Origin of the sequence: Halobacterium salinarum DSM 3754, assembly GCF_008124605.1 — an archaeon.
In the GTDB taxonomy this organism is placed as follows: domain Archaea; phylum Halobacteriota; class Halobacteria; order Halobacteriales; family Halobacteriaceae; genus Halobacterium; species Halobacterium salinarum.
Window position 1 is genome coordinate 1 of sequence record NZ_VRYN01000006.1, and the last position, 23,923, is coordinate 23,923.

The window sequence follows — 23,923 nt, forward strand, 5'->3', positions numbered from 1 at the left end:
CGGATCGAAGAGCAGCAAGAGCGGATCGAAGAACTCGAAACACGTCTCCGGAAGTACGAGAATCCACACACTCCACCCAGTAAGCGACGGTCGGGGACCGACGAGTCCCCGACCTCGCAGGACGACGAAGACGACGATGTCCGAACTGATGGTGGTACTCCCGGTCGAAAGGACGGTCACAACCCGGAGTGGCGCTCTCCGCCCGATCCTGATGAAGAAATCGAGGTCACCTCTGACTGTTGTCCCGAGTGTGGCGACCACTTCGACGAGTCGGTGGGCGTCAGCCCCCGACTCGTCGAGGAAGTCCCGGATCCACAGCCACCAGAAGTCACCCAGTACAACCGACACCGCTACCAATGCGACTCCTGTGGAACTGAGACGGTTGCGACTCACCCCGACTGCCCCGATGAGGGGCAGTTCGGGGTGAACGTCATCGCGCAATCTGCCCTGTCACGGTACGATCACCGCCTTCCCTACCGGAAAATCACGGACCGCTTCGAGCAACTTCACGGACTCGAACTCTCAGGTGCATCCGCGTGGCACGCGACCGAGCGCGCTGCGCGCGCCGGTCGCTGTGAGTACGAGCAGATCCGTCGAGAGATTCAGGAGGCTGAAATCGTCCACGTTGACGAAACCGGCATCAAGCGTGACGGTGACCAAGCGTGGATCTGGACGTTTCGGACGGACGAGCATACGCTGTACGCGGTCAGAGAGAGTCGTGGGAGTGATGTTCCCGCGGAAGTCCTTGGCGAGGACTTCGCGGGAACGGTCATCTGTGATGGGTGGACGGCGTATCCAGCGTTCAGCAGTACGCTTCAGCGGTGCTGGGCACATCTTCTCCGGGAGGCTGAAGACGTTGCTAGTGACCACGAGGAGGCAGAACCGGTGTACCGGTATCTCAAGCAGATGTTCGTCGGTCTCCAGTCGTGGCTGGAGACCGACCCAGATCCTCGTGCGAGAGCACAGATGCATCGAGCGTGTCAGGACGGCCTCAGATCGCTCGTTGAGCGGTCAGTGACCGACGAACCAGTGGCAACACTCCTCGGGAAGATCGAAGGTGGACTCGACCACTGGCTCACCTTCGTCGGTGAGCCAGCGGTCTCCCCGACGAACAATGCCGCAGAAAACGCCCTTCGTGAACCTGTTGTTCTCCGGAAAATCATCGGAACACTCCGGAACGACCGTGGCATGTTCGTTCACGAGACGATCTTGTCCCTGCTGGCGACGTGGCGCCAGCAGGGACGCAACCCATACGAGGAACTTACGCGGGTTGTCCACGACAACGAAATGATCTCACGAGAGCAGACTGTGCCGGTTGTTGAGACCTCGGGGTAAACACGTACCTTTTTTGTAAGTGCGGTGTAAGTATCCCAACACAATAGTGAACGTTCGTTCCTGGCTCCGCCACGCCCTCCAAATCGCGCGCATCGAACGCACGCGGAACAAGCGCCAACCCGGCCACTCCGCTACGTGGCGGGCGCTCCGTATGATCACCCTCATTGTGCTCTCTATCGGGGGCGGCACCGGCGCATACTTAATTGGGAAGTTGATAGCTCGTGGCGACTTCACACTGCCGGTCAGCGCCATTCAGACCGCAGCAGTTGCGGGGTTCATCACATTTCTTTCGCTGGGAATACAGCGGACGTCAAGCGTGAATGAGCGTCTCGATACGGGCTACCTGTTGACGACGGTCGGCGCGCACGAGGCAGCGCTTGGACTGGTGTTCACCGTGTACCGCCAAGTGGCTGTCCCGGTGTTCCTCCCAGCTCTCGCTGTCGCCGTTGGGCTCGCACTCGGCTCACAAACACCCGCTACGGCCGTTACCGTCGGTGTCGCGGTTGTGGGATTTGTCACGCTCGCCGCCCTGCTCGGTGTTGTCCTCAGTCTGGCCACGAAACTCGCTACGAGCCGGTCGCCGCGCCTCCGGCGATACAAGAATTACACCTACGTCCTCACTTTCATTCTCGGGTTCCTCATCTGGATCACCATACTCCAGGGCCCCCTCTCGAATCAAGGTGCCTGTGACTGGCTTCAAGTAGTCCCACCGGGGTGGTTCGTCGATCTTGCCCTGTTCGGGCTGACAGACGTCCCCACTGAGCCAGCTCGCGGTCTCAGTGCGCTCGGCGTGACTGTTGTGGGATTTCCCGTCCTAATGGGAACCACGATCGCGTTGACTGAGCGTGTCTGGACGGCTGACCGCGTCAGCGGGTCAGTACTTCACCGCTCCCGGTCTCTGGTCGGCACAGGCCTCGCCGAGTGGCTGTTCGCCGGCTGGGTGTCGCGGCCGGTGTTGACGGTCGCACGGAAGCGCTGGCTCCAAGAGCGCCGTGTCCCCATTGGACTCCTCTTCCAGGGCTATCTGCTCATGCTCGCCCCACTCGTGTTTCTCCCGATCTTCGCCGCTGGCGAGGTGCCTGGCGTGGCACTTGTCGGACTCGTATTTCTGTCTGCGGTCGGAACGGCACTCGCCTTCGGAGCCGAGCTGGTTGGAACCGAATACGCATCGTTACCGATGACGCTCACCTCGGTGTCGGGACGACACTTCATTCGGGGGACCGTATTCGCTGGCATCACGATTAGCGGCCCGTTCACACTGCTGGTGGTTCTCTTGCTGGGCCTTGGGAGTCCACTTGTTGGCGTTGAACTGCTGGTGCTGGGTGTTGTAGGTATCGTGCTCATCGCGTGTAGCGTGGTGGTTTCGGCTATGCTGGGCCTGGATGCGCCGTACTATGCGATCCGAGCAGAGGCAATCCCATTCACCGACATCACAGCGTACACCGAGAGTGGTGGCGTTTTCAAGTGGGGAAAGGTGTTCGCAGTCGTTGGACTCGTCTGTATTCCGGCATACATGGTGTATGGAGCCAGATTCGTCGGCGGGCCAGTAGCGACGGCACTCGGCGCCTCTATGCCAGTAGTTCGAATCGGGGCACTCATCGTGACCAGCCTTTTCGCTATCGCCGTAGCGGCTCTGGCTTATCGACGGGCAGTCGCCCGATTCAACGAGTACACCCTCCCATGACCACGAGATCCAGCCATGGCGGGATTCTAAACGGTGCGAATGAGAACAGTAACAGTGGTTGCTGGCGCGGTTTCGTCATTCAGACGGTCCTGAAGCTGAAGCGACTGAATCGGTACGTACAGAGCGCGTGCCTGTCACGCCCCCAATACCCTAATTCAAGAAGTCCAACATGAAATAATACTTGGATATGGTTCCAGTGACCACTGTTTCGCCACAAGCAGTATCTATCCAATCGGTATTCACAGAGCCGCGAGGTCAAGAATTACTAAACAACTGCGCTCTCAGAACGATTGGTGTTTAGCGACGAGCTAAAACCGCCCAATTGCGGAGTGCTGCGGTGAGGCGGCCTACGACGATGGCGAAGACAGTTCGCATGTCATCTGGCGGCGGAAAGAGAGGGCCCCCGCTATTGCGACAGCGATCACTACCGCACCGGGGATGAATCTAACCTGTTGACTTCGCGGCGCATCCGTGAACGTGGTCTCGCTCATAGCCAACTGTTCATCATAAACGGAAGATAATAATTCCGGGAGGCTGATCAGCGAAACGTACGTATCGTCTGCGTTCGCTGATAACAAGGGCACTCTCAATACGGGCGAAGTTCAATACATCAAGTAATGACCGACCACCTGGCGATCACCACAGACGATCTCACGAAAGAATACGGCGATACGACAGCCGTTTCAGGCTTTACTCTGGCCATCGAAGCGGGCCACGTATATGGGTTTCTCGGGCCGAACGGCGCGGGGAAAACGACGACAATCCGCATGCTGACGGCGCTCACCGAGCCAACCAGCGGCGCCGGCCACGTCGCCGGCCACCCCATCACGAACCGACAGGCAATCATTCCCCACATCGGGTACTTACCTGAGTTGCCACCGATCTACGACGAACTCACCGCCCGTGAACAACTGGAGTACCACGGCGGCCTCCGCGATATGGACCCAGTCGAGATCGAAGATCGCATCGAGGAGTTGCTGGATCGGTTTGATTTGACGGGTGACGCAGACGACCGGATTTCGACGTACTCCAAGGGAATGAAACAGAAGACTGGGCTGGTTCAGGCACTCATGCACGAGCCTGATGTCGTTATCCTCGACGAACCAACCAGCGGACTCGACCCGCGGGCGGCGCGCACTGTCCGAGACACGATCACCGAATTAGCCGCTGGTGATCGGACGGTCTTCCTCTCAACACACATCCTCCCAGTCGTGGCGGAGTTGGCGACTGAGGTCGGGATTCTCTACGACGGCGAATTAGTCGCGGAGGGAGCGCCCGAGGAACTCAAAGACCGCATGGAAGCGGGCGGCGAGAGCACCCTCGAAGATGTCTTCCTTGAAGTCACCACCGACGAGGCCTACGAGGCGGATGAATCGCCAAGCGATACCGGAGTAAGCAGGTCAGCGTAATACTCCTTTTCTCCCCAACTGTGCATGGTCGACTCAATGACTAGGTGGACGATGCCGAGGAACGTTGCCGACGCTGTCTCGTTCGTGCTATGGCGTCACTTCCGAGATGATTGGCGAGACCAACAAGGGCGCTCGTGTCAGCGATGACCGTTCGCAGTCCCGGTCGCTCATCGATCGTCGTCGCTCGCAGACTCAACCGTCGTTACCCCCCGCCGCCCTCGTAGATGTCGGCGTCGTCTGGCACAGCAAGATCGAGAGGTTCGTCCTCGAGATCCGCTTTGAACAGGCGGAGTCGCTGGGCGGTCTCGGCACCGACCAGTTGCTTGACCGTCTCGAACTCGAGATGATTGTCGTAGTACTTCGTCGCAACTAGCTCTTGGAGCGACTCGCTGTCGGCCGTGTATTCCTGTTCACTCCGAAGTATCCTCCTCGGTGTCAGGGCCCCTCGCACAACGAGCGGGCTCGTTGCACGTAGCTCTTTGCGTCCCAGCTACGGGCGTCGCTGATCCCATCGTCGTAATAGCCGGCAGCGATCTCCTGGGTGAGTGCGTCGTCATGAGCGGCGTCTTGGAGGTACTCCCGAAGCGCGGTCACGAGGACATCTGTTCGGTCTTCCCCGGACGACTGCGGCCAGTGCGTCGGCCCGGTCGATGAGCCGATCGGGGGCCCGGAACTGTACGCGTTTCTTATCGGTACTCATAATGTGTACAATTGAGCCTCACTTGGCCACAGGATGTTTCTTGAGGTCACGAGTCCAGTACGTGGCGGGGCCCACCAGGGCGACACCGAGCACACAGTTGGAGCGATCCCTTGAGATGGGCGAGTTCGACGCGAAAGCGCGTTGACGACGATCCCACAGCCGTCCCAAGCGTGGTGATCACGCTCGATGGGTGGGAAAACGGCGACTTCGGCAAATACGTGACCACTGCCAGCATCAACAGCGACCTCTACTCGGCTATCCGAAACCAGGCCATTCGAGAGGCTAAATCGGATCAAAGTAACGATTGGGAGAATTCGCCACCCAGGGAGTCAGCCATTCGCCGTCAACAATCAGAACTGGGAAATCGACACAACCGAGAACGGTACGGTCGTCGTCGGCTTCCTGTGCGTCTCCCGATGAACCCTTCGTCACTCCTCAGTAACGAGCTGGGAAAGGGAACAGAAGAGATCGGTAAGCGTACCGTGGCGTGGTCTATCCGCCGGAGAGAACTGAACTGCCACAGCGTCGGCTTCCTCATGGACAGAGAGTGCCGAAACGGCATCACTTGGGAGATCTACCCGAGCAGCCGCCGCTCCGGCAAGCCCAAGGTCTCGACGGAGCGCGGCTGCAAGTGTTGTGGTGGGTACCTGTGAGTCCAGCGTCATTGACACACGAAGCTCTCCGTCGTCCGAGATAGCCCCATACCGACGTGTAACGTGGTCGTACACTGGCGGTTTCCGAACAGGGCTAACGGAGTTACACGGTAATTGAATGTCGCCGAGGCTGAACCGAAACGGGGACTGTCGCTGGGTCAGGGAGTACGTCCGAAGAGTCGATTCGCCGATTGGGTCCGTGTCACCATGCCAGACTCCGATGGTGTCCGCGACGATCGACGGGTGACCGACGACGAACGCGGTCTCTGCGAGCACGCTCCCGGCCGTTTCCCCGGTGGTGTACATTGGCCGACCGTGGCGCATCTCAGCCTGGCGGTCGGTGGAACTATCGACACCGACGAAGTCAGCGAAGTGTTCTTCCGTCCAGTTTGCCCAGACGACGACCGCACCACGACCACCGGCAGAGCCGATGAATGCGAGTTTTCCGATGCGCGACGCATCGACAGCCTGGGACGAACCCGTGGACATCAGCCTACGGAGTCGAGCGGGAACTGAAGCAAACGGAAGAGCTTCGGCGACGGATCCGGCGACGGCACGGACAGGCTCCGGAGGCTCTCCTCGGTTGATCTGAGCCACGGCGAGTGTGTCTGCACTCGCCGGAATCGTTCCGGCGGTAAGGTCATCAGCGCCGAGTTGGGTGGAACCAGTTGCGTTTCCGTTGACGGTGATGGCGTCAGTGCCGAAGGCTGCGACACTCCCGCCGAGTATGACGCTACCGGCACCCGCGAGGACTCGCCGTCGTGACTTACCGGATGGCATTTTTTCTAACAAGTAGACAGATATCTAAATAACTTGCTGTCAGGGATTCTCTCACCCCCAATTTTCGATCAAGGCATCTAACTCACCCGTGTTCGGGAACCTGTGAGACAGGCCCGTACTCGTGGGGAAACCAATCGTCGCAATTCTCCTCGCTGGGAACCGTGGAGGTGCCGGAAGTTGCATTTCGTTGATGTCAGCTTGGGCCTCTGCGAGCAGTTCGTCAGCCCCCCATGTAGTCGATCAGGTTTCGTCATAACTATGTGGTTACAAGTATCCACTGTCTGGAACGGTTATTAGAGAATATTTGAAACGATGGTAAAAAACACACTAACAGACGTTCGAAACGAGCTTGAAGAGGATCTCCGTCGTCCACTTCTCGGATACACGCTTCTCGGCTTGACAACCGGAATCAGCGTGTTAGCGACCGGAGAGTTGCTTTCGGCAGCAGCAGTCCCAGAGTCCGTCGTCGTCGCAGGTGTCCTTCTCATAGCGGGTGCTGTACCGACGTTCACGTGGTACGTCCTTCGCAAACTCGGACTCTAACCCATCCACATTCCACTCTCTGGTACGAACAAAACCTATGTGACTGTATTTCTTGCTCGTGGTAAATTCGCTCAGTTCTGGCTAGTATGGTTGCTTAATTGGTAATTCGTAGATTTCCAAACGCAGAATCTGTGCTCGAAAGTGACTGCATTCTATATATCAATATAAGATTTATTAGTCGTTCGATAGCTGCTGGGCACAGCGTGCTAGCTCATTGGTATGTAGAGAATAGCTCTCACCCAAATGAGTGTGATTAATTACTGCGCTAATCACACCCAATCTTTACAGAGCTAGCGCTGGCAATAGCTGATTACCGATGAAATCAAGGCAGTACGAGTCGCTACGGCAGCCCTGGTGGCGAGTCGACGCTAACACACGGGATCGGTCTGGTCGGGGGAATCACGGTGTCGCATAACAAATCCGGGACTCGGATCGAAGCGAGCTTCCAGCCATATCTCCGAGACATCGGCAAGGGTCGCGACGGAGGGGGCGGCCATTACCGGCGGAACGTCGAGCGAGAGCTCAATCAATTCCGTGACTGGGCAAGCGGTGACGGAGGACCGGACTCATGGGTCGGAGTTGTTCCGGCGGCTGACAGCCGCGAGCCACGGTTTAGCGACCTCTCTGAGACGGTGTTCCGCGACTATGCACGGCATCTCGCCAACGAGCGCGGGTTGAAGCAAAACACCACACAGACGTACTACGCTTACCTGTCCTCGTGGACTGGGTGGTGTGTGACGGAGGGATATCTCGATGTGCACTACGCGAAGCGCTCGACAGCTCGGGGACCACTGCCGGACGACGATGGGCGCCGCCCTGGAGATCAGCAAGCATGGAGTCCGGATCACCGTCATCAGCTCACTGAATTCGTGACAGAACAGTTCAAAACCGCACTCCAACAACACCGTCAGACAGGTGCGGAGTCACCGGAGCGCGCCAGCAGCAGGTATTACGCGATCAAGGCGGCACGGGATAGAGCGCTCGTGTACGTGGTTGCCTACACCGCGGTTCGAATCGGGGAACTGCTCCGAGATCCATCCGATCCTCGTCGACGGGGGCTTCGGTGGGAAGAAGTCAACGTCGACGACGGAAGCATCACCGTCTACCGGAAAAAGCAGCAGTGGGATACGGCAAGTCTGCCGGATCCAGTTGTCCAGCCACTCGAAGCATACCGGACTCTGCTCGATCCGCCCTCGGACCGTTGGCCCGTCTTCCCGACGTTTAGCCCGCGGAGTCTGGGGAACCTGCTTCGAGAGACGCTGGCCGATCGGGGGGTCACCGACGCGGAAATCGAGCGTCGCCGGGCAACCCATGCACGTGACTTGTTGTTGGCGCTTGATGAGAACGTTCGGCCACAGTCGATGACCACGAAAGGGGCGCGAAACGTGCTTGACCGCCTCACCGACGCGGCTGACATCGATGTTTCGGATCCGAACCACGACTATCTCGCGCCCCATGGTGGGCGTCGCGGGATGGGGGAAATCCTCGTGCGGTCGTTCGGGTATACCGTTGCAGCTCGGTACCTGGATAACTCCGAGGAGATGGTTCGACAGCGGTATTCACACATCGAAGCCGGGAAGCTCGGTGATAAGGCTACAGCGGGGATCGAAGACGTGGACCCGGCGCCGCGTTCGTGGAATGGAGACGAGGACAACCCCTCGTCATAAATTATATACCGCGATATCTTTTGCCTGGGTGCTGTTTGGATAGGGTCCTTTGCGCGTGCCTGCAAAGCGCACAGCGTTCAGCATGGAAGGTCGCTCGTATCTGTATACGGGTCATGGACCAGACTCCCGCATGAATTTGAGACATAGTAAGTCTGTCCCAGATTGCGGTTCGATCCATCCACGGGACGTAGGAAGCCAGTGAATACACTCTCAGCAGCATTTCCCAATAAAAGCGACAACGTTCAACTGAAGCACGAGAGTGTCGATCACCCCCGACAGACGATGTACAGCGAGTCGTTCGGACACGTCCGACCCGCCTCTATGGTGCACGACCGAATGCAACGGTCGCTGTTAATTCGTGATTTGAGGGTGGTCTCTCGACTGGGCTGTCTCGTGTGAGATGACATCCCAGTGTTCCGGTGACACCGTTTCACCGTCGAACGATCCAGCTTCGGGATACGCGGTTGTCACCAGGATCTCGGCCGTGTTCTCTAGATACTCGATCATGTGCCGAATGTGTTCCGCTGCGAGCTGTCCGATACCATCCAAAAGAATGCACGGAACCCGGTCGCCGACACTGAACGTTCGGTAGCCCGCCAGCGCCGTCACGATCCCAACCAGCTCGCGCTCCCCCTCGCTGAGAGTGTCTAAATCGGTTGTGTGGCCGTCGCGCGCCAGATTGATTTCGAATCCGACAGTGTCGTTTGCATCGGTCTTCTGGTCGAGGTACGCCCCGTCAAAGCCGGGTGCGAACCGACCGATGATGTCCGCCATCGCTGCGTCGAACTGGTTGACGAGCTCGTTGTACTTCTGTTTCCGGCGCTGTCTGAGGGTTTCAAGCTCGTCTCGCTTCGTCTCCAGCTGTTCTTGGCGGTCGTTTCGCTTCTGCAGTTCCGCTTCGATACGCTCGAGTTCGGCTTGGGCTCGATCCAACTTGGTTTCCGTGCTGCCGATCTTCTGCTGGATCGTTTTCAGTTCGGCGCTGTGCGATTCGCCCGCCTTCTCAGCCGCTTCGTACTCGGCTTCGCGTTGTTCGATCTCCGCCTGAAGCTCCTCGATGGTCGCTTCGATCGACCGGACCTCGTGTTGGTCCTCCTGAATATCGACGCGGAGTCGTTTGATCTCGTCTTCGAGCTCTGCCTTTTGCTGTCGCTTCGACTCGATCTCACGCGTTCGTTGCTGCATCTGAGTCACCTCCTCGGTGAGCGTGGCCCGCTGTTCCCGCAACGATTCCTGTCGGTCACTGATCTCGTTCAGCCGCTCGGTGACCGCTTCCGCCGTGGTCTCCGCGCCGCAGACGAAACACGAGAACGTGTCCCCGGAGAGGGTGCGTTCGACGTCCGTTATGAGATCTATTTCTCCCTCGTCGATGATCGCCTTGGTGCTGCGGTGGAGATCGTCAAGCAGGTCGATTTTCACTGCTAATTCGTCGATTCGGGTCTGCTTTTCGGCGATGTCCGCCTCTGCTGTGGGGGAGTCTGGGATGTCGAGTGATTCGAGCGCCGCCTCCTTGTCGTCGAGTTGCGCTTTCCGGCGGTCGACCTGGTTTTCGAGGCGTTCGAGGCGGGCCTCCTCGCGTTCGAGATCCGACTGTTTGGCCGTCAGTTCGTCCCGGAGGGCGCGCTGATCGGTTTCTTCGTCGACCTTACGTTCGAGTTCGTCACGTGTCTCGTTGAGGTCGCGAAGCTCCCCTTGGAGCCGCGTCACTTTCTGCTGTGCCGCGGGCAGGTCCGCGGAGGCGGCTTCGGCTGCGGCGACTTCGTCTTCGAGCTCCTTGATCTCGCGTTGGAGCGCCTCGATACGCAGGTCGATGTTCTCAGTCTCAAGCGGCTTCTTCAAGAGCTCGGTCAGGCGTTCTTGGTTTTCCTCCCGCACGGCGGCACGGATGGGATTGTCCTCGCCCAGAACAGCAAACAAGCGAGCAGCGATCTGGTCTTGGTCTCGTGTGAGATATGGCGTTCCGCTGCGCGAGATCGCGGGTTCGTCGCTGTCGGTCGCTCGCGTGAGAGAGACGGTGTACGTCTCTTCGTCGGTTTCAAGCGTGACCTTGCCGTCGTCTTCGTTCTCCATCAACGGGTGATCCTCTGTGAGCAGCCCGGTGGTTCCGATTGCGGTCTGGATCGCAGCGAGGAAACTCGATTTGCCCTGGAAGTTCGAAGCTTGAACGATGTTTGGGCCGGGGCGCAGTGTTGCCTCGCCGGAACGAATGCCACCGATGCAAGTTACATCTACGTTCCACATACTCTGAGTTCTAGTTAGATCGATAATAAAAGGAGCGATGTTATACACTCACTAGATGATCCGAGCCGCGGAAACAATAGCGTACTAACAATAACCGGGGCGTTCTAGGCCACGTCGGAATGGGCTCGACAGATGAACCCACGTGTTCGTGCACGGCTGAGCCGGGTCTGCGTAGAACACCCGTCAACGTGGCACTGGAGAATAATCTGTGTTCGTACAGTGGCGTCCGCGCCGTTCGGAAGCTCTCCCTTTCGGTCAAGGGATTGGAGCACGTCTTCGATGTTCGTCCGCATCGTGTCCCGCGCGTATTCGATCTTATCCGATTCCCAGTCGCTGTTCGAGCGCTGTTTGCTTTTGTTCGCGCCGAGACACTGGGTGAGATGGCGGTACATCGTTGATCGCGTGGCGAAGTCGGTGGTGAGCTCCGTTCCGTCGATCCCGTCGTCCGCGAGGTCGTCGATGATTTCGCCGCGCGTCACCGCGTCGTCTGATTGGAGGGCATCGTACTCTGATTGGATGTGGACGTCGATCGCCTTTCGGTTGTGGCTGTCGTAAACCGATTTCAGCAGCTCCGTGTTGAACCAATCCGTAAGCGGTCGTGTAGCAGTCTCAGGGAAGCCGTGGTCACCAACCCAGCGTGCCGCGAGTTCCTCGTCGAATCCGTCTTCGATGGCGCGCTCCCCCAAGTCGTAGGTGGCGATCGTGCGCCCGATCTTACAGCAGTGGTCCGTCATGGTCGTCTCGGCATGCTTCGTTCTCTGTATTCAAACCTGCTGATCAGAGATTGTGCGAATCATCCACGCGTTATTCGGGCCATCACAGCCCAAATGACGCTCCACCCGAGCGACCAGTAGACCATCCCTGATCCCGGTGTGCGTTTCGACCTTGGCGCGTTGTTTGATGTGCTCAAATTCACCGAGCAGACAACGAATAAATCCGAGAGTGTCGTGCAAAAGACATTCAAAGCAGTGCCTGCAGCTATCTGTACACATAATTTAGTCGTATCAGGAGTGGTTACATGCCTTTTTTGAGTACTTCAAACACTCACGGGATGCAGATTTCCATCCTCAATTATCAAAATCTTGTACTGCTAGGACATCGTTAAAGCCTCGTTTCACCAGTTACTGTGCGATACCCGTCTACAATGTGTATAATCGACCGTTTTAGAGAACCAACCAGCGGTACTTGGTCACGGGCCCACCGGAGGCGGAATCGCTTGTACAAGGCGAAAGACTCCACAATAGTGCCATCTCACGATCAAGGACGGTGTTTTTGATAGTTTCAATCCCTGGCCGTGTATTCACGGGAGTATAAACAGTTGCTATCCATACGAGTAGTATGGACCCAGAAGCCGCCAACAACGGTGAGCCGCGACGGATAACATCCGTTCTCAACGCGGTCGAAATCATCGACGCGATCAAAGAACACCGCGGGATAACGCTCCAAGAGTTGACCACCGAACTCGACCTGACGAAAGCGACGATTCACACGTACATGGCGACCCTGCGGCAAGTCGGAATCGTCGAACAAGACGGGGACGGAACGTACCAGCTTGGGGATTGGTTCGTTCCGGTCTCGAACTATGCCCGAAACAGTACTGATCTCTACCGGCTCGGACGCGAAGAGATCGACAAGTTGGCGACCCAGACTCGGCACACGGCTCACCTCGTCACGGAGTCAGACGGCCGCCAGATCGTCCTCTACGAATCGATGGGCGAGGAGTCAGTGACCACCGAGTATCACCTCCGAATGCGGGAGACGCCACGGAAACTCCACACCAGTGCGGCGGGCAAATCGATACTCGCGTTCCTGCCCGAGGGCCGTCGGGAGACGTTGATCTCGGAGATCGAGTTCGGCACGGAGTCGTCCACCCCGATCGGCAGCCCTGATGCCCTCCGCGAGCAACTGGCGACCGTCCGCGATCAGGGATACGCGATCAACGACGAGGAGGAGATCCATGGCATCAGATCGATCGGCGCACCGATTCGTGGCCGAACGGAGGACGTCGCGGGCGCAGTGAGCGTTACCGCACCGAAGACCCGGCTGCAGAACGCGGAGTTCGCGGGGGAAGTCCCCGCACTCGTGATGGAAGCCGCAAACATAATCGAGGTGAGGTTAGAGACAGCGTAGCCGCCGCGTGTCATAAACATCGGTATATTTTGGCGACGGCTTTATCAGGCTATATCCAGAATACTCAACTGAATTCCCATGAGTAGTGAATCACCGGAGTCCGTAGATGACAGCACGAAGGTGCAGGCGACCGCCGAATGGGACCCGCTCCAAGCGGTCCGGATGCACCTCCCGGGGGCCGAAACGTTCGTTGGCATCATGGACCCCGAGCCGAACCTGTTTCTGAACGACTTCTCGCTTGTCGACGCCCAACAGGAGCATCTGAGTCTCAGCCAGGACCTGGAGGCGGCGCTTCCAGCATCGAACCCGATCCATTATCTCCACGACGATCTCGCCAACGGCAACGGCATGAACGCACTGCTCTCCTCGCGAGTCAACTTCGATCTCAGTGAACTCGGAGAGGACGAGCAGGTCAACCGGCGCGACAAGATGTGGGCACGGCTGCACGAGCTCAGCCCACATACGCAGATCCAGGCCGTGCTCGGGAACGCCGAGGTCATCCGGCACCACTCCCACTCCGACGAGGAGGTTCCTGGCTCGAACCCGGACCGCTGGGACACGACGAGTGTGCAGTTGGAGCAGCCGCTCACGAACATGTACTTCCAGCGTGACCAGCAGTTCGTCACGCAAAACGGCGTCGTGCTCTGCTCGATGAAAGAGGACACGCGCAAACCGGAGGTCGACATCGCTCGCGCGTCCTGGGAGGCCCTCGACGGGGACGAATTCGACGTCGACATCGTCGCCGACATGAGCCAGGTTCGGGAACACGACGTAACGGAGCACGTCCCCGAGCGCGACGACATCCAAGAGACGGAAGTGCTCGTTGAGGGCGGTGACTTCTATCCGGCTGGCGAGTTCTCGCTGCTCGGTGTCTCGGCGAAGATTCCCGAAGGAGAGGCGTACCCGAAACACGACATCGCCGAGGATGACACCGAGTACGTCCATCGGACCACGTACGCCGCAGGTCACCGACTCCTGATGGACGACGCCTTCGGATCCGAGGAAGTCGGCCTCGTTCGTGCGCCGTTCGAAGCCGCACAGGCCCACAAGGACGACGACAACGGGGAAGTCGAGATGGACATCATGCACCTCGACACGTGGTTCAACTTCGTCGACGACGATCTCGTTGTCGCCCACAAGGAACTCGTGGAGAACACGACGCTTGACGTGTACGCACGAACCCACGGCGGCGAGAAGCCGTACACGCTGGAACGACCCGACGTGAACTTCGGGGAGTACCTGCGCGAGAAGGGCTTCGAAATCGTCGACGTGTACGACTACGTTGACCCGTCCCATCCGGACACCGACATGGCGTTGAAGGCCATCACGAACTTCCTGACGGTTGGGCCACGGAAGATCCTGCCAGTCCGCTTCTCCGACGACGACGACGGCGTGATGAAGCAGTTCATCGATGGGATCCAGGAGGACTACGATGTCACGGTCATTCCGGACGGAGAGGGGCGCAAGATCATCAACCTCCGTGCGGGCTACGGGGCGATCCACTGTATGACGACGCCGCTTCGACGCACTCCGGAATAGCGGTCGACGCGGGCATCGGGAGTAGGCACGTCCACCGCGGTTGGGCTCTTCTTTGACTGCGTGTGTCTGCGGTGTACCGGGCACGTTCGTTCCGGCGGTGGGACGTTCACTGTGTTCTGCGGTCCGTGGCTGATCCGTTTCGTGTCAGTGCTGCGCTGTATCGCGGCTTCTGCACGGGGTCGACGGGTGGGAACCGGCGCAAGAGTTTTTGCGTCACCCGTGTAACTACGAGGCACCCATGAGTTACACCGTTGTAGCTCTGGGTGGGAACGCCCTACTCAGAGGTGGCGAAGGATCAATCCAGGACCAGCGAGACACGATCGAGCAGACTGTCCCCCACTTCGTGGATCTCTACGAACGCGGACACGAACTCGTCTTCACTCACGGCAACGGCCCACAGGTCGGACAGCTCCTGTTGCAGAACGAGGAGGCGGAGTCCGCCGCCGAGAAACCGCTGGACGTGCTCGGTGCCGAGTCACAGGCCCAGATCGGATACCTCCTCCAGCAGCAGCTCCGCGAAGAGCTCGGTGAAACACCGGCGACGGTCATCACACAGACGATCGTCGACGAGGACGACCCGGCGTTCGACGATCCGACCAAGCGCATCGGTCCGTTCTACGACGAGGACGAAGCCTCAGAGAAGGACTTCCCTGTCAAGGAGGGCACCGACGGCGACGGCAACGTGGGATACCGGCGGGTCGTTCCGTCCCCGAAGCCGGTCGACATCGTTGAGGCAGAACACATCAAGACGCTCGTCGAAACCGGGAAGCCGGTCATCAGCAGCGGCGGCGGTGGCGTTCCGGTCGTCGAAGACGGTGACAGCCTGACTGGTGTTGCGGCCGTCATCGACAAGGATCGTGCTGCCCAGTCGCTTGCGACCGACATCGGTGCCGATGAGTTCCTCGTGTTGACCGACGTCGATGCGGTCTACCGGAACTTCGGCACCGAGGATGAGGAGGAACTCAGCGAACTCACAACCGAGGAAGCGGCGGACATGCTTGCCGCCGGAGAGTTCGGTGAGGGGAGCATGGCGCCGAAAGTCGAAGCGTGCATCGAGTTCGTCGAAAGCGGCGGTGACCGTGCGATCATCACGAAGCCGGAGACCGCAACCGAGGCGCTCGATGGGGCGGCCGGCACGACAGTCGTGCCAGCCGACGAGTGACCGCGAGTTGGGAACAGTCGAAGGATTAAATAGTCGACCCGGAGATACACAACACGATGGAGCATCTAGTAGACATCAACGACGTCGAGAGCGAAGAGATCGAACAGCTGCTTGACCTGGCGGCGAGCATGAAGGAGAACCCGGGCGAGTTCTCCGGCGTGATGGACAACAAGTCTCTCGTGATGTTGTTCGCGAAGCCGTCGACGCGAACACGGCTGTCCTTCGAGACGGGAATGACCCAACTCGGTGGGCACGGCATCTTCTTCGAGATGGGGTCCTCGCAGCTCAGCCGCGGGGAGCCGATCTCCGACGTGAGCCAGGTGATGTCCCGGTACGAGGACGCCATCATGGCTCGGTTGTTCGAGCACGACGAGATGATGGAGCTTGCTGAGAACGCGGACGTGCCAGTCGTCAACGGGCTGACCGACTTCCTGCACCCGTGTCAGGCGCTCACCGACATGTTCACGATGCAGGAGAAAGACCGCCTCGATACGCTTGCGTTCGTCGGGGACGGAAACAACGTCGCCCACTCCCTGATGCAGGCGTCCGCGAAGATGGGCGTCGACTGTCGGATCGCGACACCCGAGGGAATGGAGCCCGACGAGGAGATCCAGGACCGTGTCAGCGACGCCAACGTGACCGTCACCAACGATCCCTACGAGGCGGTTGATGGCGCGACCGCAGTCTACGGCGACGTGTTCGTCAGCATGGGCGAAGAGGAGCAGCGCGAGGAGAAGCTCGCCGAGTTCGACGGGTTCCAGATCGATCAGGATCTCATGGACGCCGCCCGCGACGACGCGATCTTCATGCATTGTCTCCCGGCCCACCGTGGCGAAGAGGTCACGGCGGAGGTCGCCGACGGTCCGCAGTCGGTGATCTTTGACCAGGCCGAAAACCGCATGCACGTGCAGAAGGCCATCGTCCACACGCTCGTCAACCAATAACTGCATCGACCTCACTGCTTTTTTGTTGCCGTATGCGCTGTGTGAATGGCCAGCGTGAGCGGGACTTGTGGAACAAGCCGCGGTAGTAGTACGGAGGCGCTCATTAGTCTTGCCCACTGGCAGTGGTGTGATGAGCCGGCCTAGGTGTTTGACGTTGGCCAGCAGTGAGCTGACTCAGATGCCCCGAGCATCATATATGAATTATAATAATTATTGCTAGCTGTGGAGTTTGTAGACAATAATTTATCTGAGAATAGGATTAACTACGGCCGTAGGAATTGGCGGTAGCTTTATCCTACCCAGGGAATAACGCCAACACGTAGGAGAATAAGAGATGCTCCTGACGCCACAAACGGCAGCTGATGGATCGCCAACTAAAATGAAAACAAACAAATAATTACCAATGGTAGAATTCGAACCGAGAAGTTACGAGGACTTTGATCCGGAGAAACGACCGTCGTTCGGACAAGCGCTCCTCCCGATCGCTGGGATGATTACGTTCCTGGCCGTCGGTATCGTTCTTTTGGGCCTTGACGCCCAAATGCCCCTGCTTTGGGGGATCGCCTTCACTGGTGTGATCGCACGATACGGCTGGGGATACACGTGGGACGAACTCTTCGACGGGATTTCAAACAGCATTGTCATGGGATTGGGGGCGATATTTATCCTGTTTATTATCTACATGCTGATCGCGTCCTGGGTTGATGCTGGGACGATCCCGTTCATCATGTACTGGGGGCTGGAGTTCCTCACACCGGCGGTCTTCGTTCCGTTGGCAGCGCTCCTTTCGTTCGTGGTTGCGACGGCAATCGGTTCCTCATGGACGACAGCCGGCTCGCTCGGTATCGCGCTGGTCGGCATTGGCTCCGGACTCGGGATCCCAGCGCCGCTGACTGCGGGTGCGATCCTCTCCGGCGTGTACATGGGCGACAAGCAGTCGCCGCTTTCCGACACTACACTGCTCGCCTCGGGTGTCAGTGACGTTGACCTCTGGGATCACGTGCGCGGGATGTTCCCGAACACTATCATCGTTGGGGTTATCTCTCTTGCACTCTACGCCGTCCTCGGGTTGATGGCAGAGACCGGTGGCACTGGTGGTACAGGCGCGGAAGTCGCACAGATCCAGGGCGGTCTGGCAGGCACATACACGCTTTCTGTCCTGGTGTTGCTCCCGCTGGTCATTACCTTCGGGTTGGCGATCAAGGGGTACCCCGCGCTGCCGTCGCTCGGTGCCGGCGTGTTCTCCGCGGCAGGCGTCTCGATCCTCATCCAGGGTCGTGGGTTCGCTGAGGCATGGCAGATCATCTATAGCGGAACAGGACCGAAGACGGGTGTCGACCTCGTTAACAACCTCCTCAGTACCGGTGGGCTTGAAGGGTCGATCTGGGTTATTACCATTGTCTTCGGTGCCCTCTCGATCGGAGGTATACTTGAGGCGACAGGCGTATTGTCGGTTATAGCGCACAACACTGCAAAAGCTGTCGATAGTGTCGGAGGGGCAACTCTTGTCACCGCGCTCGGCCCGCTCGTGATCAACGCACTCACTGCGGACCAGTACATGTCCATCGTTATCCCTGGCATGACGTTCCGCGACCTCAACGACGAGTACGATCTCGACGGAACGAGCCTGTCCCGGACCCTCGAAGAGACTGGGACTGTCTCGGAGCCGATGATTCCGTGGAACTCCGGTGGCGTGTTCATGGCCAGTGCGCTCGGGGTGCCCGTGTTGAGTTATCTGCCGTACTACTTCGTGGGGATTCTCTCGCCCATCCTGGTTGTTATCATGGGTTTCACCGGCTGGAAGATGTACATGAAAGACCCCGAGGAGTCACCCGAAGAGTCGGCCGATACGGCCGCATAACGTCGGCGTCTCGGATCCGGTCTTCGAGCCGTCTTTTTTACTAGTCCGTACGGAAGACACCGGCGCTCCTGTGTCGTTCTTACAGCGATCGTAGTAGCTGCCAACCGAGTTTCACGGACCTCAAAACCGATTCAACGATGTCCAGCGCGGTTACATCTCTTCGAGCACGTCGATGCCGAGCAGGCCGAGGCCGTTGTCGAAGATCTGTGTCGTTGCCTTCGTCAGCAGGAGGCGCTCCGTGCGTGCGTTTTCGGCGTCCAAGACCGCGTTCTTGTGGTAGAAGGAGTTGAACACGTGTGCGAGCTGGAGGAGGTAGTGGGCAAGCGGTGCCGCGTCGTACCGTTCCTCACAGCGTTCCAGGACGAGTGGGTAGCGGGCCAGCTCGAACAGCAGCTCCACATCGGTGTCGTTGAACACCGATGGATCGAGGTCGTCGATCTCGGGAGCGGCGTCCGCTCCGTCCAGAATGCTGTAGCCACGGGTTGCCGCGTACTGAACGTACGGTCCGGTGTCGCCCTCCAGTGCAACCGACTCGTCGATGTCGAACGTCGTGTCGCGTTCGCGTTTGGCCGCCACCATCTCGTATTTGATGGTTGCGAGCGCGATCTTGGTTGCGACCGATTGGGCTTCGGCGTCGTCGATTCGGCCTTTCTCCGCGATGATCTCCTCGGCGCGGTCCTGGGCACGATCAAGGACTTCCCGGGCGGTGATGATCTGTCCTTTCCGTGTCGACATGCTCCCTTCGGGGAGGCTGATCAGCCCGTAATCGATGTGCTTAAGTTTGATGTCGTTGTATCCCATCTTTCGGGCAGCGACGAACAGCTGTTGGAAGTACTGGTTCTGTTCGTTTGCCACCACGTAGACCGACTGATCGGCGTCGTATTCCTCGATCCGGTACTCGATCGTCGCCAGGTCGCGGGTTCCGTACAGCGTCGATCCATCGGACTTGACGATGTAGAACGGATCGAAGTCGGCGTCTTCGAGGTCGTCGTTGGCCTCCCGCATCTGGCGTGCGCGATCGAGCGAGGCGTCCACGTCTGCCGCTTGCGGGTCGCCGACGTTCTCGTAGTCGTCAGGGTACACCGGGATGTACACCGACTCGCCCTCGCCGCGCATCGCGACGTCGTTCTCGATCGCCTTCTCGATGATGACGTCGTTCCAGCCCTCCTGAGCGTAGAAGCTCTCCCCGTTCCAAACGTCGAATGCGACATCGAGGTCGTCGTAGGTCTGCTTGAAGCGATCGATGCTCACGGTACGGAACCGCTCCCAGAGGGCAGTCGCGTCCTCGTCGCCCTGCTCGAGCCGGGTGAACCACTCCTTGCCGCTGTCGGCGTGGTAGTCACGTTCCTCGGTGACGGCGTCGGCGAACTGGTCGGTCACGGTCTCATCGTCTTCGAGATCCGCGAGCATCGAGTCCCGCTGCTCGAACTGCTGGTAGAGATCCAGGAGGTGTTCGATGGCGTCGTCTTCCAGCGTCGCTTCGTCGCCGAACTCGGTGTACTCGTGCATCAGGTTCCCGAACTGCACGCCCCAATCCCCGAGATGGTTGTCCCGCGTGACGTCGTGGCCGCGCGCCTCCAGGATGTTCATCACTGCATCGCTGAGGATCGTGTTCCGCAAGTGGCCGACGTGCAGCGGCTTGGCGATGTTGGGCGAGGACACGTCGGCGAGGATGGTGTCCGGGTCGGCGTCCGTCCGCGTGCCGTACTCCGAACCGTCGCGGAGGATCGTCGACAGCGTCGCGTCTGCCAGATCGGTCGTGTCGGCGTGGTAGTTGATGTGGCCGCCTTCGACGGTCACCGCCTCGACTTCAGCCGGCAGCCCGTTGGAGCGGTGGGCGTCGGCGATCGCCGCCGCGACATCGACCGGGGGCGCTCCGGCCGCGGCCGCGATCGAGAACGAGATCGGTGAGGAGAACTCGCCTTTCTCCTCATCGGTGATGTCTTCGAGTTCGATCGCGGACTGGTCGACTTCATAGTCGTACCCCGCGTCAGAGGTGGCAGCCCGGATTCCAGCGAGCAGTTCCTGCCGAAGGTTATAAAGCATTATATGCGAGCCTTCACCCTCCAGAACGATAAATTCTGCTACATCCGGGCCAGTGGTTCGCCCGGCAGCAGTCGAACAGTAATCAACACAATAACGAGAGAAAGCCACGAAAAACCACGAGTACGGCCGCCTACTCCGGATCTATCAGTGACGGGATGTCCTCACTGACGATCTGTTCGCAGTACTGACATCGCATCCCGTCGTCGAGCACGTCGAACCCGGATCGCACGGGCTCGTCGTTGGCGGTGATGCAGTTGGGGTTCGGACAGGAGAGCACACCCGCAACGACGTCGGGACGGTCGACGCGACGTTTCTCGTCGACCTCGTAGTCACGGACGATGTTGATCGTTGCGTCGGGCGCGATCAGCGACAGGACGTCGACTTCGTCCTGGCTCAGCTCTCGACCCTCGATCTTGACGATGTCCTTGCGGTGGTGGCGTTCCGAGGTGACGTTCATCCCGACGGTGATCTGGTCGTCGCTTGCTCCGTTGGTCCCGAGGATCTGAAGCACTTGCAGCGCCTGCCCGGCCGGGATGTGGTCGATGACGGTTCCGGCCTGGATTTTGCTGACCTGGAGGTGTTGGTCGCTACTCATCGTCGACACCCCCATCGGCGGACAGCACCAGATCCAGCAGTGCCATGCGAACCGGCACCCCGTTGTGTGCCTGCTCGAAGTAGGCCGCGTGGTCGGTGTCGTCGATTTCGGGTGCGATCTCGTCGACTCGCGGGAGCGGATGCATGATGGTCAGGTCGTCTTTGGCGGCTTCGAGGTGGGTGGCGGTGAGTTGGTACTCTCCGGCAACCTTCTGGTACTCGTTTTCGTCGGGGAACCGCTCGCGCTGGATCCGAGTCACGTAAAGGATGTCCAGCTCCGGGAGCACGTCCTCGAAGGAGTCGTGTTCGCGGACACGAGTGCCGGACTCCTGTTCGAGGTCGTAGACGACGTCTCGGGGGAGCTGGAGGCTCTCGGGACTGATGAAGTGTTGGTCGACGTCGAAGTTCGTGAGCGCGCGGGACAGCGAGTGGACCGTCCGCCCGTACTTGAGATCCCCCATGATGCCGATCGTGAGGTCTTCGAGGCCGGCGTTCTCGCGGATGGTGTAGAGGTCCAGGAGGGTCTGTGTCGGGTGATGGCCGGCGCCGTCGCCGGCGTTCAAAAGCGGAACGTCGACGAACTCGCTCGCCATCTGGGCTGCTCCCTGGTTGGGGTGGCGCAGCACCAACGCGTCCGCGTACCCTTCGATGACGCGAACCGTGTCTGCGAGTGTCTCCCCCTTCTTGACGCTTGAGGAGTCTACGGACCCCATATCGACGATGTCGCCGCCCAGGCGTTTCATCGCGGTGTCGAAGCTCATCTTGGTGCGGGTGCTCGGCTCGAAAAAGAGGAGTCCGAGCACGGTGTTTTCGTACCGGTCGGCGAACGCCGACGGGTCGGCGTCGATCTCTGCCGCGCGGTCGAGCACGGTCTCGATGTCCGCCCGGGAGAGTTGTTTGCTCGTGATGATGTGGTCGAGATCCATCACTCTGTGTCTCCGGTCCAGGTGACTTGAATCTTCCTTTCTATCATGAACAACTAACTGATCGAACGTTTCAACGGCATCCGTCGACAGCATCCGCCGATCCCGCTGTGGTCTCGCTAGCTATGGCGCGTTTTTCCGGAATATCCAAACAGGAGCTTTATTCGTGGGAGTTCAAACGCGTGTTGAGTTCCCGACGATCCCATAGCGAATGTGACGAGAACGCCACGGATACGAAGCAGTCGTCATGTGTTTTTGAAACGACGCCAGCATATGGTATCGTTAGCTTTACAGCCAGCATTTCGGAATGCTGTGCTATGTTGAACCGCCTTCGAGACGCATGGGCTGCGTATCGATCCGTTGCGATCATCTACCGGATCGCGGTCGCGTTCGTTCTCGGCTCGGTCTGTGGGCTCGCGGTCGGCGCGCCAGCCGCACAGCTTGAGCCGCTCGGAACGCTGTTCGTTCGGTTGCTCAAAATGATCATCATTCCTGTCGTCGTGTTCACGCTGCTCATGGGAGCGCGGCAGCTTTCGCCGACCCGCATCGGCAAGATCGGCGGCGAGGTGATCGCGCTCTACCTGGGGACGACGGCGGTCGCGATCGCCATCGGGCTGTTGGCGGGCAACCTCATCAACCCGGGAGTCGGGCTTGAGGTGGCTGATGCCGCCGTGGAGACGACGCAAGCCCCGGATCTGGGGACGGTGCTGATGAACGTCGTTCCGACGAACCCGATCGGTGCGATGGCCAACGGGGACGTGTTGCCGACGATCTTTTTCACGATCGCGCTCGGCATTTCGTTCGCGATCCTGCAGGACGAGTTCGAGCCCGGCACACCGGTGCACGACGGTGCACAGGCCGTGTTCAAGATCGCAGAGGCGGGCTCGGAGGCGATGTTCAACGTCGTCTGGGGCGTCATGGAGTACGGCGTGATCGGCGTGTTCGCGTTGATGGCGACGACGTTCGGGGAGGCAGGCGTCGACGCCATCCTGCCGTTCGCAAAACTCATCGGTGCGCTGGCGCTCGCCGTGGTCCTCCACATCGGGGTCACGTATCTGTTCGTCATTCAGTGGGGGCTGCTGCGTGAATCGCCGCGGGCGTTCCTCGCCGGCGCCAAAGAAGCGATGGTGACGGCGCTGAGCATCCGTTCCAGCAGCGGGACGCTGCCCGTCACGATGAACAACGCCGACGAGAACTTCGGGATCGACGAGGAGGTGTACAGCTTCTCGCTGCCGCTCGGTGCGACGATCAACATGGACGGAACGGCGATGTATCAGGGCGTGGCGGCCATCTTTGCGGCCAATCTGGTGGGGCAAACGCTCACGCTCGCCGAACAGGCGACAGTCATCGTGACCGCCCTGCTCGCGAGCGTCGGCACTGCGGGTGTCCCGGGCAGCGGGCTGATCATGCTCACGCTGGTGCTCACGCAGCTCGGGTTGCCGCTTGAGGTCGTCGGCATGGTCGCCGGTGTCGACCCGATCCTCGACCGGCTTCGGACCATGAACAACGTGACCGGTGATCTGGCGGTCACGACGCTCGTCGCGGACTGGAACGACCGGATCGACCGCGAGAACACGGTCTGGGAACGCACCGACGACTGAGCCGGTGTGGCGGGCAACGATGCCCGGACGGGCGCGGCCGCCCGTGACGTGTCCCGGATCGTGGGTCGGCGACGGCAGAGCATCGTGGATATGACTTCGATATTCTTTACC

General features: G+C 59.4%; 17 protein-coding genes and 4 pseudogenes. 12 read left to right on the plus strand and 9 right to left on the minus strand.

Annotation, left to right across the window (positions count from 1 at the left end; translation table 11 throughout):
• The 3 genes from APQ99_RS10035 to APQ99_RS10045 form a co-directional block, all read left to right on the plus strand.
• The coding region (locus tag APQ99_RS10035; RefSeq protein ID WP_148889168.1) for an IS66-like element ISH10B family transposase at positions 1 to 1,335 on the plus strand (1,335 nt) is incomplete at its 5' end.
• 151 nt (positions 1,336 to 1,486) lie between these two features.
• On the plus strand, positions 1,487 to 3,019 hold the full coding sequence (locus APQ99_RS10040) for a hypothetical protein (protein WP_010904170.1): 1,533 nt from the start codon (positions 1,487 to 1,489) through the stop codon (positions 3,017 to 3,019).
• A 617-nt stretch (positions 3,020 to 3,636) separates the two neighbouring features.
• A complete protein-coding gene (locus APQ99_RS10045) occupies positions 3,637 to 4,428 on the plus strand; it encodes an ABC transporter ATP-binding protein (RefSeq protein ID WP_010904169.1) in 792 nt (263 codons plus the stop codon).
• Between the two features lie 167 nt (positions 4,429 to 4,595).
• Here the strand turns inward: APQ99_RS10045 and APQ99_RS10050 are convergent.
• The 3 pseudogenes from APQ99_RS10050 to APQ99_RS13085 form a co-directional block, all read right to left on the minus strand.
• Positions 4,596 to 4,837, minus strand: a pseudogene (locus tag APQ99_RS10050) (hypothetical protein); the annotation flags it as partial.
• Between the two features lie 92 nt (positions 4,838 to 4,929).
• A pseudogene (locus tag APQ99_RS13000) lies at positions 4,930 to 5,128 on the minus strand (hypothetical protein); the annotation flags it as partial.
• 18 nt (positions 5,129 to 5,146) lie between these two features.
• Positions 5,147 to 5,319 (minus strand): annotated as a pseudogene (locus APQ99_RS13085) (DUF7558 family protein); the annotation flags it as partial.
• On the opposite strand from APQ99_RS13085, the pseudogene APQ99_RS13005 reads away from it, so the two are divergent.
• Positions 5,311 to 5,545 (plus strand): annotated as a pseudogene (locus APQ99_RS13005) (RNA-guided endonuclease TnpB family protein); the annotation flags it as partial. The pseudogenes APQ99_RS13085 and APQ99_RS13005 sit on opposite strands and share 9 nt — an antisense overlap.
• A gap of 11 nt (positions 5,546 to 5,556) precedes the next feature.
• Here the strand turns inward: APQ99_RS13005 and APQ99_RS10065 are convergent.
• A complete protein-coding gene (locus APQ99_RS10065) occupies positions 5,557 to 6,561 on the minus strand; it encodes a hypothetical protein (protein WP_010904167.1) in 1,005 nt (334 codons plus the stop codon).
• A 312-nt stretch (positions 6,562 to 6,873) separates the two neighbouring features.
• Between APQ99_RS10065 and APQ99_RS10070 the strand changes: the two genes are divergently transcribed.
• Both APQ99_RS10070 and APQ99_RS10075 read left to right on the plus strand, forming a co-directional pair.
• Positions 6,874 to 7,104, plus strand: a complete 231-nt coding sequence (locus APQ99_RS10070) for a hypothetical protein (protein ID WP_010904166.1) — start codon at positions 6,874 to 6,876, stop codon at positions 7,102 to 7,104.
• Between the two features lie 404 nt (positions 7,105 to 7,508).
• Positions 7,509 to 8,771, plus strand: a complete 1,263-nt coding sequence (locus APQ99_RS10075) for a tyrosine-type recombinase/integrase (RefSeq protein ID WP_012289643.1) — start codon at positions 7,509 to 7,511, stop codon at positions 8,769 to 8,771.
• A 351-nt stretch (positions 8,772 to 9,122) separates the two neighbouring features.
• On the opposite strand, the gene sph1 is transcribed toward APQ99_RS10075, so the two are convergent.
• Positions 9,123 to 11,012 (minus strand): SMC-like protein Sph1, encoded by a 1,890-nt coding sequence (sph1, locus tag APQ99_RS10080; protein ID WP_010904164.1) that lies wholly within the window; start codon positions 11,010 to 11,012, stop codon positions 9,123 to 9,125.
• 104 nt (positions 11,013 to 11,116) lie between these two features.
• The gene (rdfA, locus tag APQ99_RS10085) at positions 11,117 to 11,746 is read right to left on the minus strand and encodes a rod-determining factor RdfA (protein WP_010904163.1); all 630 of its coding nucleotides are present in this window, start codon (positions 11,744 to 11,746) and stop codon (positions 11,117 to 11,119) included.
• A gap of 604 nt (positions 11,747 to 12,350) precedes the next feature.
• Between rdfA and APQ99_RS10090 the strand changes: the two genes are divergently transcribed.
• The 5 genes from APQ99_RS10090 (at position 12,351) to arcD (ending at position 18,648) form a co-directional block, all read left to right on the plus strand.
• Positions 12,351 to 13,142, plus strand: coding sequence for an IclR family transcriptional regulator (locus tag APQ99_RS10090; protein WP_010904162.1), 792 nt, complete (start codon positions 12,351 to 12,353; stop codon positions 13,140 to 13,142).
• A gap of 78 nt (positions 13,143 to 13,220) precedes the next feature.
• The gene (gene arcA / locus APQ99_RS10095) at positions 13,221 to 14,681 is read left to right on the plus strand and encodes an arginine deiminase (protein WP_010904161.1); all 1,461 of its coding nucleotides are present in this window, start codon (positions 13,221 to 13,223) and stop codon (positions 14,679 to 14,681) included.
• A gap of 238 nt (positions 14,682 to 14,919) precedes the next feature.
• The gene (gene arcC / locus APQ99_RS10100) at positions 14,920 to 15,843 is read left to right on the plus strand and encodes a carbamate kinase (protein ID WP_010904160.1); all 924 of its coding nucleotides are present in this window, start codon (positions 14,920 to 14,922) and stop codon (positions 15,841 to 15,843) included.
• 56 nt (positions 15,844 to 15,899) lie between these two features.
• On the plus strand, positions 15,900 to 16,787 hold the full coding sequence (gene argF / locus APQ99_RS10105) for an ornithine carbamoyltransferase (protein WP_010904159.1): 888 nt from the start codon (positions 15,900 to 15,902) through the stop codon (positions 16,785 to 16,787).
• Between the two features lie 403 nt (positions 16,788 to 17,190).
• The gene (gene arcD, locus APQ99_RS10110) at positions 17,191 to 18,648 is read left to right on the plus strand and encodes an arginine/ornithine antiporter ArcD (protein ID WP_010904158.1); all 1,458 of its coding nucleotides are present in this window, start codon (positions 17,191 to 17,193) and stop codon (positions 18,646 to 18,648) included.
• 150 nt (positions 18,649 to 18,798) lie between these two features.
• Here arcD and APQ99_RS10115 read toward each other — a convergent pair whose 3' ends face one another.
• The 3 genes from APQ99_RS10115 to pyrB all read right to left on the minus strand — a co-directional run bounded on the left by APQ99_RS10115 (position 18,799) and on the right by pyrB (position 22,214).
• On the minus strand, positions 18,799 to 20,694 hold the full coding sequence (locus APQ99_RS10115; RefSeq protein ID WP_010904157.1) for an arginine--tRNA ligase: 1,896 nt from the start codon (positions 20,692 to 20,694) through the stop codon (positions 18,799 to 18,801).
• 130 nt (positions 20,695 to 20,824) lie between these two features.
• Positions 20,825 to 21,289, minus strand: coding sequence for an aspartate carbamoyltransferase regulatory subunit (gene pyrI / locus APQ99_RS10120; RefSeq protein WP_012289641.1), 465 nt, complete (start codon positions 21,287 to 21,289; stop codon positions 20,825 to 20,827).
• Positions 21,282 to 22,214, minus strand: a complete 933-nt coding sequence (gene pyrB, locus APQ99_RS10125; protein ID WP_012289640.1) for an aspartate carbamoyltransferase — start codon at positions 22,212 to 22,214, stop codon at positions 21,282 to 21,284. Before pyrB ends, pyrI begins: the two co-directional genes overlap by 8 nt.
• Positions 22,215 to 22,528: 314 nt before the next feature.
• On the opposite strand from pyrB, the gene APQ99_RS10130 reads away from it, so the two are divergent.
• Complete coding sequence (locus APQ99_RS10130; protein WP_049892719.1) at positions 22,529 to 23,812, plus strand: dicarboxylate/amino acid:cation symporter; 1,284 nt, start codon at positions 22,529 to 22,531, stop codon at positions 23,810 to 23,812.
• Positions 23,813 to 23,923: the final 111 nt, after the last annotated feature.

Excerpts from the sequence above, each read along its gene's own strand:
- pyrB (WP_012289640.1), bottom strand. The coding sequence starts at position 22,214 with ATGGATCTCGACCACATCATCACGAGCAAACAACTCTCCCGGGCGGAC.
- APQ99_RS10040 (WP_010904170.1), top strand. The coding sequence starts at position 1,487 with ATGATCACCCTCATTGTGCTCTCTATCGGGGGCGGCACCGGCGCATAC.
- APQ99_RS10090 (WP_010904162.1), top strand. The coding sequence starts at position 12,351 with ATGGACCCAGAAGCCGCCAACAACGGTGAGCCGCGACGGATAACATCC.
- argF (WP_010904159.1), top strand. The coding sequence starts at position 15,900 with ATGGAGCATCTAGTAGACATCAACGACGTCGAGAGCGAAGAGATCGAA.
- sph1 (WP_010904164.1), bottom strand. The coding sequence starts at position 11,012 with ATGTGGAACGTAGATGTAACTTGCATCGGTGGCATTCGTTCCGGCGAG.
- APQ99_RS10070 (WP_010904166.1), top strand. The coding sequence starts at position 6,874 with ATGGTAAAAAACACACTAACAGACGTTCGAAACGAGCTTGAAGAGGAT.
- arcD (WP_010904158.1), top strand. The coding sequence starts at position 17,191 with ATGGTAGAATTCGAACCGAGAAGTTACGAGGACTTTGATCCGGAGAAA.
- arcA (WP_010904161.1), top strand. The coding sequence starts at position 13,221 with ATGAGTAGTGAATCACCGGAGTCCGTAGATGACAGCACGAAGGTGCAG.
- APQ99_RS10065 (WP_010904167.1), bottom strand. The coding sequence starts at position 6,561 with ATGCCATCCGGTAAGTCACGACGGCGAGTCCTCGCGGGTGCCGGTAGC.
- APQ99_RS10115 (WP_010904157.1), bottom strand. The coding sequence starts at position 20,694 with ATGCTTTATAACCTTCGGCAGGAACTGCTCGCTGGAATCCGGGCTGCC.
- APQ99_RS10130 (WP_049892719.1), top strand. The coding sequence starts at position 22,529 with ATGTTGAACCGCCTTCGAGACGCATGGGCTGCGTATCGATCCGTTGCG.
- pyrI (WP_012289641.1), bottom strand. The coding sequence starts at position 21,289 with ATGAGTAGCGACCAACACCTCCAGGTCAGCAAAATCCAGGCCGGAACC.
- APQ99_RS10045 (WP_010904169.1), top strand. The coding sequence starts at position 3,637 with ATGACCGACCACCTGGCGATCACCACAGACGATCTCACGAAAGAATAC.
- rdfA (WP_010904163.1), bottom strand. The coding sequence starts at position 11,746 with ATGACGGACCACTGCTGTAAGATCGGGCGCACGATCGCCACCTACGAC.
- arcC (WP_010904160.1), top strand. The coding sequence starts at position 14,920 with ATGAGTTACACCGTTGTAGCTCTGGGTGGGAACGCCCTACTCAGAGGT.